The organism is Duganella kummerowiae, from assembly GCF_053572355.1.
In genome coordinates this window covers 297,237-312,891 of record NZ_JBKFEH010000015.1, presented here as the reverse complement: position 1 = coordinate 312,891, position 15,655 = coordinate 297,237, and the positions used below count along the sequence as shown (strand labels likewise).

Annotated in this window: 10 protein-coding genes and 1 tRNA gene; 10 read left to right on the top strand and 1 reads right to left on the bottom strand. The window is 67.7% G+C overall.

Annotation, left to right across the window (positions count from 1 at the left end):
* Positions 1-2 precede the first annotated feature (2 nt).
* Entirely contained in the window at positions 3-674 is a 672-nt protein-coding gene (locus ACLB1G_RS21065; RefSeq protein WP_491629195.1) for a Smr/MutS family protein, read from the top strand.
* Between the two features lie 86 nt (positions 675-760).
* Positions 761-1,399 (top strand): trimeric intracellular cation channel family protein, encoded by a 639-nt coding sequence (locus tag ACLB1G_RS21060; RefSeq protein ID WP_491629194.1) that lies wholly within the window; start codon positions 761-763, stop codon positions 1,397-1,399.
* 46 nt (positions 1,400-1,445) lie between these two features.
* On the opposite strand, the gene ACLB1G_RS21055 is transcribed toward ACLB1G_RS21060, so the two are convergent.
* Positions 1,446-5,246 (bottom strand): ATP-binding protein, encoded by a 3,801-nt coding sequence (locus tag ACLB1G_RS21055; protein WP_491629193.1) that lies wholly within the window; start codon positions 5,244-5,246, stop codon positions 1,446-1,448.
* Positions 5,247-5,464: 218 nt separating this feature from the next.
* Here ACLB1G_RS21055 and fdnG point away from each other — a divergent pair, with 218 nt between their 5' ends.
* The 8 genes from fdnG to ACLB1G_RS21015 all read left to right on the top strand — a co-directional run bounded on the left by fdnG (position 5,465) and on the right by ACLB1G_RS21015 (position 15,510).
* Complete coding sequence (gene fdnG, locus ACLB1G_RS21050; RefSeq protein WP_491629192.1) at positions 5,465-8,536, top strand: formate dehydrogenase-N subunit alpha; 3,072 nt, start codon at positions 5,465-5,467, stop codon at positions 8,534-8,536.
* Between the two features lie 10 nt (positions 8,537-8,546).
* On the top strand, positions 8,547-9,461 hold the full coding sequence (gene fdxH / locus ACLB1G_RS21045) for a formate dehydrogenase subunit beta (protein WP_491629191.1): 915 nt from the start codon (positions 8,547-8,549) through the stop codon (positions 9,459-9,461).
* Positions 9,458-10,114, top strand: a complete 657-nt coding sequence (locus tag ACLB1G_RS21040; protein WP_491629190.1) for a formate dehydrogenase subunit gamma — start codon at positions 9,458-9,460, stop codon at positions 10,112-10,114. Before fdxH ends, ACLB1G_RS21040 begins: the two co-directional genes overlap by 4 nt.
* A gap of 80 nt (positions 10,115-10,194) precedes the next feature.
* Complete coding sequence (fdhE, locus tag ACLB1G_RS21035; protein WP_491629189.1) at positions 10,195-11,196, top strand: formate dehydrogenase accessory protein FdhE; 1,002 nt, start codon at positions 10,195-10,197, stop codon at positions 11,194-11,196.
* Positions 11,193-12,629 (top strand): L-seryl-tRNA(Sec) selenium transferase, encoded by a 1,437-nt coding sequence (gene selA, locus ACLB1G_RS21030; RefSeq protein ID WP_491629188.1) that lies wholly within the window; start codon positions 11,193-11,195, stop codon positions 12,627-12,629. The genes fdhE and selA overlap by 4 nt, the downstream gene beginning before the upstream one ends.
* Positions 12,626-14,527, top strand: a complete 1,902-nt coding sequence (selB, locus tag ACLB1G_RS21025) for a selenocysteine-specific translation elongation factor (protein ID WP_491629187.1) — start codon at positions 12,626-12,628, stop codon at positions 14,525-14,527. The genes selA and selB overlap by 4 nt, the downstream gene beginning before the upstream one ends.
* A gap of 12 nt (positions 14,528-14,539) precedes the next feature.
* Positions 14,540-14,632: transfer RNA gene (locus tag ACLB1G_RS21020), tRNA-Sec, on the top strand.
* A 23-nt stretch (positions 14,633-14,655) separates the two neighbouring features.
* Positions 14,656-15,510, top strand: a complete 855-nt coding sequence (locus ACLB1G_RS21015) for a hypothetical protein (protein ID WP_491629186.1) — start codon at positions 14,656-14,658, stop codon at positions 15,508-15,510.
* Positions 15,511-15,655 lie beyond the last annotated feature (145 nt).

Genomic DNA, 15,655 nt, shown 5'->3' with positions numbered 1-15,655 from the left:
CCATGGGCCTGAAGGACTTCGCCGGCCTGAAAGCCCTGGGCCAGCAGCTCAAGGAACAGGCCCGGGAGCGCGCCGCCGCCGAGGCCGAGCGCGCCAAGCGCGAGCAGGTGCAAAAGGTCGAGGCGAACATCTTCCGCGCCAGCCTGTCCGGCGTGCAGAAGCTGCCGGACAGCGACCGTTACGTGCCCGGCCGGCCGCAGTCCTCGGCGCCGGCCGCCGCACCGGCGCGCAAGCTGACCCAGGCCGAGGATGACGCGGCCGTGCTGCGCGAGTCGCTCTCGGACCTGTTCGAGGTCGACCATTACCTGGAAGAAGACCCGGCCCTGAACTACGTGGCGCCCGGCGTCGGTCCGGATGTGATGAAGCGCATGCGCAAGGGCTACTGGCCGGTGCAGGACGAGCTGGACCTGCACGGCCTGCGGCGCGACGAGGCGCGCGAGGCGGTCGGCGCCTTCCTGCGCAAGTCCGCCATGCGCAACCACCGCTGCGTATCCGTCATCTATGGCAAGGGTTTCGGCTCCAGGGGGCAGGAACCGGTGTTGAAGTCCATGGTGCACAGCTGGCTGGTGCAGAAGGAAGAAGTGATTGCCTTCTGCCAGGCGCGCCCTGCGGGCGGCGGCGAAGGCGCGCTGATGGTGCTGCTGCGCGCCGCGCTGCAGCCTGCGCGCTACTAAAAACATTCCCAAGTAGAAACTAAGTACCACGTGCCCGCGGGCACGTGTTAACCTATGCGGTCAGCAACTTTTTGTTAATCGCCTAGATGAAGCACGTCCCCGTCCACGTCTCCCTGATCACCATCATCGAAATCATGGCGATCCTGGTGGGGGCGCTATCGGGCTTCGTGGAAGCGCGCCGCAAGCGCATGGACATCGTGGGCGTGTTCACGGTGGCCTTCATCACGGCCTTCGGCGGCGGCACGCTGCGCGACATCCTGCTCGACAAGCGGCCCCTGTTCTGGGTCATGCACCAGGAATACGCCATCCTCATCTTCGTGCTGGCGCTGATCGCGGCGCCGCTCATGAAGACCCTGCGCCAGATCATTTCCGAACGCGTGATCGTGATTGCCGACGCCATCGGCCTGGGCCTGTTTGCCGTGGCCGGGGTGGCGCAGGCCCAGGCCGCGCAAATGCCGATTTTTATTGCCTCGATGATGGGGGTGATCACCGGCATCTTCGGCGGCGTGCTGCGCGACATCGTGTGCAACGAGGTGCCCATGGTGTTCAGGGATGGCAAGCCCTACGCCATCTGCGCCTTCTTCGGGGCCTGGATGTACATCGGCCTGCAGTACACCACGGTCTCGGACGACTTCGCGCTATGGGCCAGCGCCGCCTTCATCACCGTGATACGGCTGGTGACCTGGCAGTTCGGCTGGCGCCTGAAAGGTCATCAAATAGGATAAGCTTACTTTCCTTTCCCCTCCGCCTTTCGATGGTGGAGGAACTAAGTCAAGCGGTGGCGATGGCCGCCAGCAGTTCCGGGCCGCCGACCGGCTTGACCAGGTGGCCGGCAAAGCCGGCAGCCTGCGAGCGCACCCGGTCCTCGGCCTGGCCGTAGCCGCTCAGGGCCAGCATGCGGGTGTCGTGGAAGCCGGGCCGCTGGCGTAGCGCGCGCGCCAGCTCGTAGCCATCCATGCCGGGCAGGCCGAGGTCGAGTATGGCGACGGCAGGCGCGAACGACTCGTCCAGCTTGAGCGCGGCGGCCGGATCGGCCAGCGCCACCACCCGGTAGCCCTGGCTCTCCAGCAGCGTACCCAGCATGTCCAGCACGTCAGGATGGTCGTCCACCAGCAGCACGGTGTCATGTGGCTGGTAGCGGGCGGCGGACTGCTGGGCCGCGTGGCGCAACCCTGCGTCAGCGCGCACACTGGCCGGCACCCGTACCTCGAAAGTGCTGCCATGGCCGGCGCCGTCGCTATGCACCGCCACCGTGCCGCCGTGCAGGGCGACGATGTTCTTGACGATGGCCAGCCCCAGCCCCAGGCCGCCGCGCGAGCGGTCCAGCGCCTGGCGCTCCTGCACGAACCTGTCGAACAACAGGGCCTGCATCTCGGGTTCGATGCCGATGCCGTTGTCGACCACCTGTATCACGGCCATGCCCTGCTCCACCCGCGCCCGCAGCACGATGCTGCCGCCGTTGTTGGTGTACTTGGCGGCATTGGTCAGCAGGTTGGACAGCACCTGGGCGAAACGAGTCGGGTCCGCGTTCAGGCACACCGGTTCAGGCGGCAGTTCCAGCCGCAGGCTGTGCTGCTTTTCCTCCAGCAGCGGACTGACCGTTTCCACCGCCTGGGCCGCCAGCTGGGCCAGCTCCACCGGCTCGGGCTTCAGCACCACCTTGCCCTGGGCGATACGGGCCACGTCCAGCAAGTCGTCCACCAGCCGCACCAGGTGGCGGGCCTGGCGCTCGATCACGGCGTGCTCGCGGCTCAACCCGGCCGTACCCTTGATGCGCATCAGTTCCAGCGCGATCACGATGGGCGCCAGCGGATTGCGCAGCTCGTGGCCCAGCATGGCCAGGAATTCATCCTTGGCGCGGTTGGCCAGTTCGGCCTCGCGCCGCGCCCGCACCAGTTCGGTCACCTCGAAGGCCACCACGATCACACCTTCCACCGGCCCGGCCAGCGCGCGCAGCGGCTGGTAGACGAAATCGAAATAGCGTTCCTCGATCGCGCCACCATCGCCGCGCGCCAGCTCGACCCGCTGCGACTGGCCGACATAGGGCTCGCCGCTGGCGTACACCTGGTCCAGCAGGCCGAAGAAGGGCTGGCCCTCCAGCTCCGGCATGGCCAGCCGCATGGGCTTGCCCAGCAGGTCGCGGTGGCCGACCAGCTCCAGGTAGCTCGCATTGGCCACCTCGAACACATGGTGCGGGCCGCGCAGGATGGCGATGCCGGCCGGGACCTGGCGCAATATGGCGGCCATGCGCTCGGCCTGCGCCTTTTCCACGGCGCGCATGCGGGCCCGCGCCAGCTGGGTGTCCAGCCGGCTCTGCAGCTCGCGCGCCGAGAAGGGCTTGACCAGGTAATCGTCGGCGCCCGCGTTCAAGCCTTCGATACGGGCTTCCTCGCCGGCCCGCGCCGACAGCAGCACCACCGGCAGGTCGCTCAGGTCCGGATCGGCGCGCAGGGCGGCGATCAGGCCGAAGCCGTCCAGCAGCGGCATCATCACGTCCGACAGCACCAGGTCGGGGCGCCGCTCGCGTATCTTGCGCAGTGCTTCCTCGCCGTCACCGGCCACGCTGATGCGCCAGTTCCGCCCCAGCAGCCGCCGCAGGTAGCCGCGCATGTCGGCATTGTCGTCGGCGATCAGCAGCTGCGGCGCCGGAGCGGCCGCCTGGCCGCCTTCCGTATCCTGTTCGGAGGCCTCGCGGCCGGCCTGCGGCAGCCAGCGCCTGGCCTCGCTGGTGTAGGTGGCGATGGCGGCGCTGCTGGGCGCGCCAGCGGGCGGGCCGCCGCCCTCCAGCCCGGCCAGCTGCTCGTCGCGCAGGTGGGCGCGGCCCAGCGGCATGGCCACCGTGAAGGTGGAGCCGCGCCCCGGCGCGCTGTCGACCGTGATGCGGCCCTGGTGCAGCTCCACCAAGTCGCGCACCAGGGCCAGGCCGATGCCCGAGCCCTCGTGGGTGCGCGAGCGCGCGCCCTCCACGCGCTGGAAGCGCTCGAAAATGGTGGCCTGGTCGCGCGCGGCGATGCCCACGCCGCTGTCGGCCACGCTCAGCACGGCCATGCCATCCTCGCGCCGCAGCCAGACCCGGATTCCGCCCGCGAAGGTGAACTTGAAGGCGTTGGACATCAGGTTGAGGACGATTTTTTCCCACATGGACACGTCCACGACCACCGGGCCGTCCAGCGGCTCGCAGCGCACTTCCAGCGCCAGCCCGGCGCTTTCCAGCACCGAGCGGAAGCCGCTGGCCAGGTCGGCGGTCAGCGCGCCCAGGTCGACCTCGGCAAAGGCGGCCTGCATGCGCCCGGCCTGCACGCGCGAAAAGTCCAGCAGGGCGTTGACCAGCTTCTGCAGTCGCTGGGCATTGGACTGCACCAGCCTGAGGCGCTCCTGCTGCACCGGCGCCAGCGGCGCGGCGCCGTCGCCCAGGGCGTCCGCCAGGGGGCCCAGCATCAGGGTCAGCGGGGTGCGGAACTCATGGCTGATATTGCTGAAAAACGCAGTCTTGACACGGTCCAGTTCGGTCAACTGCTCGGCGTGGCGGCGCTGTTCCTCGGCCGCCGAGGCATTCTGGATGGCCACTTCCACCTGGCCCGCCACCAGGCCCAGGAAGGTGCGGTATTCGCTGTCGAGCTGGCGCGCCGGGCTGACGCCCACCACCAGCACGCCGGCCGGACGCTCGCGGCCGGGCTGGTTGAGCGGCAGCGCCAGGCCGCGCGTGACTGGCTGGCTGGCCAGCCCGGGCGGCAGGCCGGGGGCCCCGGCCAGGTCCAGCAGCAGGCTGGCGCCGTTGGCGGCCGCCAGCGCCACGCCAAACGGGTCGTCCCGGTCCACGGCCGCCGGCAGGCCCGGCACGGCGGGTGGCGCCGCCAGCGCCACCCTGGCCGGCGCCGCGCCGGGCGCCAGGTGCACGGCCCGCTCCAGCACGGCCTCGTCCTCGCTGCACAGGTAGAGCAGCGCGAACGGCAGGTCGGACGGGTTGCCGGCCAGGGTGGCGGCGGCCGCCGCACAGGCGCCGCTGACTGTGTCCTCGCGCAGGGCCAGCGAGGACAGGCGCGACAGGGTGGCCAGGCGGCGCCGGTTCAGGTTGCTGGCGGTGGCGTCCGTGGACGGACAGAACAGGCCGCCCACGGCGCCCGACTCATCGTTGATGGGACTGTAGGAAAAGGAAAACCAGGTCTCTTCCAGATAGCTGCCCCGGCTCATGAACAGCTGCACGTCGTCGACAAAGGTGGCCTCGGCCTGCTCGAATACCTTGCGGGCCAGCGGGCCGCAAAAGTCCCAGATCTCCGCCCACACCTCGCTGGCTGGCTGTCCCAGGGCGGCCGGGTGCTTGGCCCGGCTCAGCACGTCGATGTAGGCGTCGTTGTAGAGGAAGGTGATGTCCGGCCCCCAGCCTATCCACATGGCGTGGCGCGAGTTGAGCATCAGGTTGACGGAGGTGCGCAGGCTTTGCGGCCAGCGCTCCAGCGGCCCCAAAGGGGTGCGCGACCAGTCGTAGGCGGCAATCAGGCGGCCCATCTCGCCGGGCGAAGCCAGAAAGCTGTGGGGGGCGGAACTGGCGGGGGCACTGCTGGGCTGGCTCATCGGACTCTCGTCGGGCTTTCTGTCGGGTGGCAGGGCGACTGTAACACAGCGCCGTTGTGCGTCGAGCACGCTAGACAACCTTGCCTATTACTAAATAGTGACCTGAAGCTATTCCTTTGGCCTTGCAACAACAATCCGTACATTCCCGTACAGAACGTTTCCAACCGAAGTGATACACTGTTGAGGTCATTCCACCCCTCTCGTGAAAGGTTCCGATCATGAACCAGATGTCGAGGCGGCAGTTTCTCAAGGTAACTGGCGCCACCATCGCGGGATCGAGCATCGCATTACTCGGCTTTGCGCCGGGCACGGCCCTGGCCGAAGTCCGGCAGTACAAGCTGGCGCGCTCGACTGAAACCCGCAACACCTGCCCGTACTGCTCCGTCGGCTGCGGTATTTTGATGTACGGCCTGGGCGACGGCGCCAAGAACGCCAGCGCCAGCATCATCCACATCGAAGGCGATCCGGACCATCCGGTCAACCGCGGCACGCTGTGTCCGAAAGGCGCCAGCCTGATCGACTTCATCCACAGCCCCAACCGCCTGCTGGTCCCCGAGTACCGCGCCCCTGGCGCCACCGAATGGACCAAGATGTCGTGGGACGATGCCCTGACCCGCATCGCCAAGCTGATGAAGGCCGACCGCGACGCCAATTTCATCGAAAAAACTGAAGACGGCAAGACCGTCAACCGCTGGCTCACCACCGGCATGCTGGCCGCCTCGGCAGCCACCAATGAAGTAGGTTATCTGACCCATAAGACCATGCGCAGTCTCGGCATGCTCGCATTCGACAACCAAGCCCGTGTCTGACACGGCCCGACGGTGGCAGGTCTTGCCCCGACGTTTGGCCGCGGCGCGATGACGAATCACTGGGTGGACATCAAGAATGCGGATGTCATCCTCGTCATGGGCGGTAATGCAGCAGAAGCGCATCCATGCGGCTTCAAATGGGTCACGGAAGCGAAGGCGCATCGTGGCGCCAAATTGATCGTGGTCGATCCCCGGTTCACCCGCACGGCGTCGGTGGCGGACTACTACGTCCCTACCCGTACCGGCGCGGATATCGTATTCCTGGGCGGCATAGTCAACTATCTGCTGACCAACGACAAAATCCAGCACGAATACGTGCGCAACTACACCGACATGCCCTTCATCGTGCGCGAGGATTTCGCGTTTGAGGATGGCATCTACTCGGGCTACGACCCGGTGGCCGGCAAGTACAGCGACAAGAGCAGCTGGAACTACGAGATGGACGCCGATGGCTATGCCAAGGTCGATCCGACCCTGGAGCATCCGCGCTGCGTCTACCAGCTGCTGAAAAAACACTACTCGCGCTACACGCCCGAAATGGTGCAGAAAGCGTGCGGCGTGCCGCCCGAGAAGTTCCTGAAAGTGGCGGAAACCCTGGCCTCGACCGCCGTGCCGGGCCGCGCCGCGACCATCCTGTACGCCCTGGGCTGGACCCAGCACTCGACCGGCGCGCAAACCCTGCGCCTGGGCGCCATGGTGCAGCTGCTGCTGGGTAACATCGGCATTGCGGGCGGCGGCATGAACGCCCTGCGCGGCCACTCCAACATCCAGGGCCTGACCGACTTGGGCCTGATGTCCAACCTGCTGCCGGGCTACATGACCCTGCCGGGCGAGGCCGAGCAGGACTTCGACGCCTATATCGGCAAGCGCGCCATCAAGCCGCTGCGGCCGGGCCAGCTGTCCTACTGGAGCAACTACAAGAAGTTCCACGTCAGCTTCATGAAGTCGTGGTGGGGCGACGCCGCCACCGAAGACAACAAGTTCGCCTACGACTACCTGCCCAAGCTGGACAAGCCCTACGACGTGCTGCAAGTGTTCGAGCTCATGAGCCAGGGCAAGATGAACGGCTATATCTGCCAGGGCTTCAACGTGATCGCCTCGGTCCCGGACAAGCAAAAGCTGGTCGATGGACTGTCGAAACTGAAGTTCCTGGTGGTGATGGACCCGCTGGCCACGGAAACCTCGGAATTCTGGCGCCCGCACGGCGAGTTCCACCAGGTCGATCCCACCAAGATCCAGACCGAGGTGTTCCGCCTGCCGACCACCTGCTTCGCCGAGGAACGCGGTTCCCTGGTCAGCTCCTCGCGCGTGCTGCAATGGCACTGGCAGGGCGCGGAAGGCCCCGGCGCCACCCGCTCCGACCTGGAAATCATGGCCGGCCTGTTCCTGCGCATGAAGAAGATGTACCAGACCGAGGGCGGCAAGTTCCCCGACCCCATCCTCAACCTGACCTGGCCGTATGCCCGTCCGGACTTCCCGCAGCCGGAAGAACTGGCCATGGAATACAACGGCAAGGCGCTCAAGGAGCTGACCGATCCCAAGGACCCGACCAAGGTGATCCTGAAGAAGAACGAGCAGCTGGCCGGCTTCGCCCAGCTGCGCGACGACGGCAGCACGGCGTCCGGTTGCTGGATCTTTGCCGGCAGCTGGACTGCCGCCGGCAACCAGATGGGCCGCCGCGACAACAGCGACCCCACCGGCATCGGCAATACGCTGAACTGGGCCTGGGCCTGGCCGGCCAACCGCCGCGTGCTGTACAACCGCGCTTCCTGCGACACCAAGGGCAAGCCGTTCGACCCGACCCGCAAGCTGATCGGCTGGAACGGCAGCGCCTGGGGCGGGGCCGACGTGCCCGACTACAAGGCCGACGAGCCGCCGGAAAACGGCATGGGCCCCTTCATCATGCTGGGTGAAGGCGTGGCGCGCTTCTTCGCGCGCGACGGCTTGAACGAGGGTCCGTTCCCCGAGCACTACGAGCCCTTCGAGTCGCCCATAGGCCACAACCCGCTGCACCCGAACAATCCCAAGGCCACCAGCAATCCCGGTGCGCGCATGTTCGCGGGCGACCGGGCCAAGCTGGGCAAGAAGGAGGAATTCCCGCACGTGGCCACCAGCTACCGCCTGACCGAGCACTTCCACTACTGGACCAAGCATGCGCGCCTGAACGCCATCATCCAGCCCGAGCAGTTCGTGGAAATCGGCGAGGACCTGGCGGCGGAAATCGGCGTGGCCAATGGCGGCCGGGTCAAGATCACGTCCAAGCGCGGCCAGATCATTTCCAAGGCAGTCGTGACCAAGCGTATCAAGGCCTTGACCATCGACGGCAAGAAGACCCACACGGTCGGACTGCCCATCCACTTCGGATTCAAGGGCGTGACCAAGCCCGGCTATCTGATCAACACCCTGACCCCGTCGGTAGGGGATGGCAACTCGCAGACACCGGAATTCAAGTCCTTCCTGGTGCGGGTGGAAAAGGCATAAGGGGATAACGATGGCACTGCAATCACTAGATATCAAACGCATGTCGGCCACCACGGTGCAGACTCCGGTGGCGCGCACGCCGGTCACCGGCACCGTGGCCAAGCTGATCGACGTCTCCAAATGCATAGGCTGCAAGGCTTGCCAGACCGCCTGCATGGAGTGGAACGACCTGCGCGACGACGTCGGCGAGACTGTCGGCGTGTACGACAACCCGGCCGACCTGTCGCCGCAATCGTGGACCGTGATGCGCTTCTCGGAACACGAAAAGGAGGACGGCAACCTGGAATGGCTGATCCGCAAGGACGGCTGCATGCACTGCGAGGACCCGGGCTGTTTGAAAGCCTGTCCCTCGCCTGGCGCGATCGTGCAGTACACCAACGGCATTGTGGATTTCCACCAGGAGAACTGCATCGGCTGCGGCTACTGCGTGGCGGGCTGCCCGTTCGACGTGCCGCGCATCTCCAAGAAGGATGACCGCGCCTACAAGTGCACGCTGTGCTCGGACCGCGTGGCCGTGGGCCAGGAACCGGCCTGCGTGAAAACCTGTCCCACCGGCGCCATCGTGTTCGGCACCAAGGAGGACATGAAAACCCACGCCGAGGAGCGCATCGAGGACCTCAAGTCGCGCGGCTACGCCAACGCCGGCCTGTATGACCCGGCCGGGGTGGGCGGCACCCACGTCATGTACGTGCTGCACCACGCCGACCAGCCCACCCTGTACCACGGCCTGAAGGCCGATCCCGCGATCAGCCCCACCGTGGGACTGTGGAAGGGATTGACCAAGCCGCTGGCCCTGGCCGGCATGGCCGTCACGGCGCTGGCAGGCTGGTTCCACTACTCGCGCGTCGGCCCCAACGAAGTGAGCAAGGAAGAGGAAGCCGAAGCGCTGCATGAGGCCAACCGCATCCGGGAGGACGCCAAATGAAACGCGATAAAGACGGCAATCCGCTCATCGAACGCTATACCGCCAATGAGCGCAGCAACCACTGGGTGACGGCGATCTGCTTCATCCTGCTGGCCATCTCCGGCCTGGCCATGTTCCATCCGGCCACGGCCTGGCTGGCCGTGTTCCTGGGCGGCGGCCAGTGGACCCGCATCCTCCATCCCTTCATCGGGCTGGTGATGTTTGTCTCGTTCGCGCTGCTGGTGGTACGCTTCTGGCACCACAACCGCTTCGAACCGGGCGACAAGGAGTGGCTGAGCCGCGTCGACGACGTGCTGCATGCGCGCGAGGACAAGCTGCCCAAGGTCGGCAAGTACAACGCCGGCCAGAAGGTGCTGTTCTTCGTGCTGCTGGCCTCCATGTGCGGCCTGCTGCTGTCGGGCATCGTGATCTGGCGCGCCTACTTCGCGTTCTACTTCGCTATCGAGGTGGTGCGCCTGGCGGCCCTGCTGCATGCCTTCTGCGCCTTCGTGCTGATCTGCTCCATCATCGTCCACATCTACGCCGCCTTCTGGGTCAAGGGTTCCATCGGCGCCATGGTGCGCGGCACGGTGACGTATGGGTGGGCGCGCAAGCACCATCCGCGCTGGTTCGAGCAGGTGGCCCGTAACCTGCCCCGCGAACCACGCGACTAGTTTTCATTTCGTTTAGAATAAACAGACTAGGCCGGCTGCCTCGTGCAGCCGGCCTGTTTGCCTTTATGGGGTCATCCACCTTGGTACAACGTCTACTACAACCCGGCGAGATCGAAGCGCTGGACCACAACGCCATACCGCGCCTGCTGCTGCCGCAGCCGCGCGCCCTGTTTGCCGCGCGCGCCGCGCGCCTGCGCCAGCTGGCCAACAACGAGGTCCAGGGCATCCCTGTCGGCGACACCCTGCGCGGCTATGTGCTGCTGATGGCGGCCGTGGCCGAGGCCCAGGCCGGCCTGGTGCAAGCCATGGCGCCGGACGCGGTGCCGCTGCCGGACCAGCGCCAGATCGAGCTCGCGCTGGAACACCACATGCCGCCCCTGCCCGTCACCGGCGCCCGCCCGCCCATGTGGCGCGCCGTGTTCGGCGGCCTGCTGGACCAGCTGCAGCCGCTGGCCGAGGGCCAGCCGCAGCTGCCCGCCGTGCTGGCCGAGCTGCGCGCGCTCGATGCCGCCGAACTGGAAGGCTGCGCCGACGCCGTGCTGTCCGAGCTGACCGAGGGCGTGCACCCGCTGCACGCGCCCTTCGTGGCGGCCGCCCTGCAGGTGGTGTGGAGCATGCAGGCGGCGCAGCTGGACTCGCCGCGCGTGCAGCCGCTGGTCACCAACACCCTGTGTCCCGTATGCGGCGCCCACCCGGTGGCCAGCGTGATCCGCATCGGCGGCCAGTCGCAGGGCTACCGCTACCTGCACTGCGCCACCTGCTGCAGCGAATGGCATATGGTGCGCGTCAAGTGCAGCTGCTGCGAGGGCAATGGCAAGATCGCCTACCAGAGCCTGGAGCCGGAGGGTGCGCAAGCTGCCGCCGATGAAAGCAGGAACAAGGCCAACGACCCGAGCAAGGTGGCGCGCGCGGAAACCTGCGACGATTGCCACACCTACCGCAAGATCTTCAACCAGGAACACGATTTCCACGTCGAGCCGCTGGCCGACGACCTGGCCAGCCTGGCGCTGGACGTGCTGGTGGGCGAAGCCGGCTACGCCCGCGCCAGCGGCAATCCCCTGCTGTGGTTCAAGGACGAATGAGCGACAAGGACACCACCACCACCGCCGGCGCGCGCCTGCGCCTGCCCGCCGTGCACCTGGTGCTGGGCCACGCGGCCAGCCTGCCCCTGATACAGCGCTTCGGCCGCAGCCAGGTGACGGCTGCCGCGCGCGAAGTGCTGGCCGCGCTGCGCGCCCTGCTGCTGGCCGACAGCCAGGCCAGCGCCGGTCTCGATACGGACATCCCGTCCGTGGTCGCGCGCCTGGAGCAGCACCTGGAGCAGGCCAACCAGGCGCAAATGCGGCCCGTGTTCAACCTGACCGGCACCGTGCTGCACACCAACCTGGGCCGCGCCCTGCTGCCCGACGAGGCGGTGCAGGCGGTGACCGAGGCCTTGCGCTGGCCCATGAACCTCGAGTGGGACATAGAAACCGGCGCCCGCGGCGACCGCGACAACCTGGTCGAACAGCAGCTGCTGGAACTGACCGGGGCCGAGGCGGCCACCATCGTCAACAACAACGCGGCCGCCGTACTGCTGCTGCTTAACACCCTGGCCCAGGGCCGCGAAGTGGTCGTCTCGCGCGGCGAGCTGGTGGAAATCGGCGGCGCCTTCCGCATCCCCGACATCATGACGCGCGCCGGCGCCACCCTGCGTGAAGTGGGCGCCACCAACCGCACCCACCTCAAGGATTACGCCGAGGCGGCCGGCGAACAGACCGCGCTGATGATGAAGGTCCATTGCAGCAATTACGCCATTACCGGCTTCACCAAGAGCGTGGAACTGCCCGAGCTGGTGCCGCTGGCGCGCAGCAAGGGGATACCGGTCGCGGTGGACCTGGGCAGCGGCACCCTGGTGGACCTGGAACAATACGGCCTGCCGCACGAGACCACGGTGCGCGAGACCATCGCCGCCGGCGCCGACCTGGTCACCTTCAGCGGCGACAAGCTGCTGGGCGGCCCGCAGTGCGGTGTGATCGTGGGCCGCGCCGACCTGATCGCGAAGATCAAGCGCAACCCGCTCAAGCGCGCCCTGCGGGTCGGCAAGCTGACCCTGGCCGCGCTGGAGCCGGTGCTCAACCTGTACCGCGCGCCCGACCTGCTGCCCGAACGCCTGACCACCATCCGCCTGCTGACCCGTCCCGCCGCCGCCATGCGCGCCCAGGCCGAGGCCCTGCAGCCGCTGCTGCAAGGGGTGCTGGGGCCAGCCTACGCGGTGTCCTCGGAACCCATGCTGAGCCAGATCGGCAGCGGCGCCCTGCCGGTCGACCAGTTGCCCAGCCACGGCCTGGTGGTGCGCAGCGCGCCCGGGGCCCGCATCAGCAACGCGCTCGGCCTGCTGGAGCAGCGCCTGCGCGCGCTACCCATCCCGGTGGTGGGCCGCGTGGCGCAGGACGCCCTGTGGCTGGACTTGCGCTGCCTGGACCAGCACCAGCAGCAGCGCTTCATCGCCCAACTGGAGCATCTGGCAGCATGATAGTCGGCACCGCAGGCCATATCGACCACGGCAAGACCACCCTCACCCGCGCCCTGACCGGGGTCGACACCGACCGCCTCAAGGAGGAAAAGGCGCGCGGCATATCCATCGAGCTGGGCTACGCCTACCGCCAGCTGGACAATGGCCACACGCTGGGCGTCATCGACGTGCCCGGGCACGAGAAATTCATCCGCACCATGGCGGCCGGCGTGACCGGCATCGACGCCGCACTGCTGGTGGTGGCGGCCGACGATGGCATCATGCCGCAGACCCTGGAACACCTGGCCATCCTGCGCCTGCTGGGCGTCAAGCGCGGCATGGTGGCCCTGACCAAGACCGACCGCGCCGATGAAGCGCGCCTGCAGCAGGTCGAGGCCGAGCTGCGGGCCCTGCTGGCCGGCACCGATTTCGCCGGCGCGCCGCTGTTCCGTACCAGCGCCGTCGATCCCGCCGATGCTGGCGTGGCGGCCCTGCTGGCGCATCTCACCGCGCTGTCGGCAGCGCTGCCGGCGCTGGACGAGCAGCGCTTGTTCCGGCTTGGCGTGGACCGCGTGTTCACCCTGTCCGGCCAGGGCACCATCGTGACCGGCACCGCATTGTCCGGCAGGGTGGCGGTGGGAGATGTGCTTACCCTGGCGCCGGGCGGGCAGCAGGTCCGCGTGCGCAGCATCCACGCCCAGAACCGCGCCGCCGACAGCGGCCGCGCCGGGCAGCGCCTGGCACTCAACCTGGCCGGCGTAGCCAGGGACGACATCGCGCGCGGCAGCTGGGTGGTCTCGCCGGCGCTGGCCGAGTGCTGCGAACGCATGGACACGGAACTGACATTGTCGGCGGGCGCCGGCCAGCCGCTCAAGGCCTGGACGCCCCTGCACGTGCACCTGGGCGCGGCCCACCTGACGGCGCACGTGGTGCCGCTGGACGGCGACAGCATCGCCCCCGGCCAGACCGCGCGCGCGCAGCTGGTGCTGGACGCGCCCGTGCACGCGGCGCCCGGCGACCGCTACGTGGTGCGCAACGCCCAGGCCACCGCCACCATAGGCGGCGGCGTGGTGCTCGATCCCTTCGGCCCGGCGCGCAAGCGGCGCAGCCCGGCGCGCCTGGCCTGGCTGGAGGCGCTGGCCGTTTTCATCGCCGACGGCGACAGCGCCGCCCTGCTGGCGCACAGCCCGCTGGGCATGCGCATGTCGGCCCTGGTGCGGCTGGCGCAGCTGCCGGCCGGCCGCATCGCCCTGCCCCCGGACGTGCAGCAGATCGTGCTGCAGGGCGGCGATACCCTGCTGATCCCGGCGCCGCACGTGCTGGCGCTGCGCAAGCGCATCCTGGACGGCCTGGCGCAGTTCCACCAGCGCGCCCCGGACGAGGCCGGACCGGAACTGTGGCGCCTGAAGCGCATGGTCTCGCCCGAGATGGAGGAAAGGCTGTGGAGCCGCCTGGTGGACGACATGCTGGTACAGGGCCAGATATGCCAGCGCGGCCGCAGCCTGCACCTGCCCGAACACAGCGCCCAGCTCAGCGAACAGGAGCAGGCGGCCGCCGCGCCGCTGCTCAAGTCGCTGCTGGACGGGCGCTACGATCCGCCCTGGGTGCGCGACCTGGGCCGCCAGCACGGCATGCCCGAGGCGGAAGTGCGGCGCTTGCTGCGCAAGCTGTCCAAGAGCGGCGAGATCAGCCAGGTGGTGCCGGACCTGTTCTACCATCCGGCCCGGCTGGCGGAACTGGCGCAGCTGGTGGCCGGACTGCCGGAAGTGCAGGCGGCCAGCTTCCGCGACGCCACCGGCCTGGGACGCAAGCGCGCCATCCAGATATTGGAGTTCTTCGACCGTGTCGGCTATACTCGCCGCCTGGGCAATACCCACCTGCTGCGGCCCAATGTGACGTGGTCCTATCACGGCAGCTGATCCAGGGCCCACGGAAGGCATACTCATCCGGTGATGGGGCCGGGCTTCAAACCCGGTGGGGGGCGTCAGCCGCTCCCTCGTAAGTTCGACTCCTACTGCCTTCCGCCCATTCCTCATTCAAGGTTGCGATGCGCGCATTATTCCTCGCCCTGTGCCTGCCCCTTGCCGCCACAGCGGCGCCCGCCACTTGGCTACCCATCACCTGGCAATACGGCAGCGTGGCGCCGGGCCAGCCCAGGGAGCGCCTGGCGCTGATGCTGGACGCGAAACTGGACGGCGTGGCTTGCAAGGTGCAGCTGGACACCGGCGCCAACGGCGCCGTGCTGTGGCATGGCGACAGCGGCCACGATGCGCCGCGCCGCATGATCCCGGTCGAGGTGGGCGGCGTGCGCAGCGAAGCCGGCGCCAGCGAGGCCATCATCGCATCGCTGCGGACCGGCAGCTGCGAGGGACTGGCCTCGCTGGGCAATGCCTTCTTCGATCGCGGCACGCTGACCTTGGATCTGGCCCGGGACCGCTATCGCTACGATGAAGCGGCGCTGCTGGCCAGCCAACGCGAGGCCCAGCCGCTGATTTACGCGCAGTGGTATGGCAGCGGCGGCCACCTGCTGGTGGAACTGCGGCTGCCCGGCGGCGCCGTCGATTACGCCATGCTGGACACGGGCGCGGCGCGCTTTGGCGTCAGCGCGCTCGATGCACAGGGCTGGTCGCGCCTGACCGGTGGCCTGCCGGCCGCCGAGGGTCCGGGCGTGGCCACCTTCCAGGTCAACAGCTGGGGCAAGCAGATACCCTGCTACGAGACCGAGGTCGCGGCCCCGGTCGGCATCGGCAATATGCTGGAGGTGCCGCAAATGCAAGCCTCATACTGCGTGCTGGACGCCTTCAAGCCAGGCCAGAAACTGGCCGGCCTGCTGGGCCTGCGGCACTTGAACGGCCACGTGATCACCCTGGACTATCTGTCGCGCCGCTGGCTGCTGCGCTGATACGTCACCCCGGCATGTATTCACATCACATTTACTTTCTTGAATGCTATAGTGTCAATTAACATTGAACAATATTCGAGATCGATTTGGCTACGAGCGACGACTACGCAGGGAATGCAAGCACCAAAGGCAAACTGAGCAACAA

Bases quoted from the DNA above. Each gene is read 5' to 3' on its own strand.
- ACLB1G_RS21055 (WP_491629193.1), bottom strand. From the start codon at position 5,246: ATGAGCCAGCCCAGCAGTGCCCCCGCCAGTTCCGCCCCCCACAGCTTT.
- ACLB1G_RS21060 (WP_491629194.1), top strand. From the start codon at position 761: ATGAAGCACGTCCCCGTCCACGTCTCCCTGATCACCATCATCGAAATC.
- ACLB1G_RS21015 (WP_491629186.1), top strand. From the start codon at position 14,656: ATGCGCGCATTATTCCTCGCCCTGTGCCTGCCCCTTGCCGCCACAGCG.
- selB (WP_491629187.1), top strand. From the start codon at position 12,626: ATGATAGTCGGCACCGCAGGCCATATCGACCACGGCAAGACCACCCTC.
- ACLB1G_RS21040 (WP_491629190.1), top strand. From the start codon at position 9,458: ATGAAACGCGATAAAGACGGCAATCCGCTCATCGAACGCTATACCGCC.
- fdxH (WP_491629191.1), top strand. From the start codon at position 8,547: ATGGCACTGCAATCACTAGATATCAAACGCATGTCGGCCACCACGGTG.
- ACLB1G_RS21065 (WP_491629195.1), top strand. From the start codon at position 3: ATGGGCCTGAAGGACTTCGCCGGCCTGAAAGCCCTGGGCCAGCAGCTC.
- selA (WP_491629188.1), top strand. From the start codon at position 11,193: ATGAGCGACAAGGACACCACCACCACCGCCGGCGCGCGCCTGCGCCTG.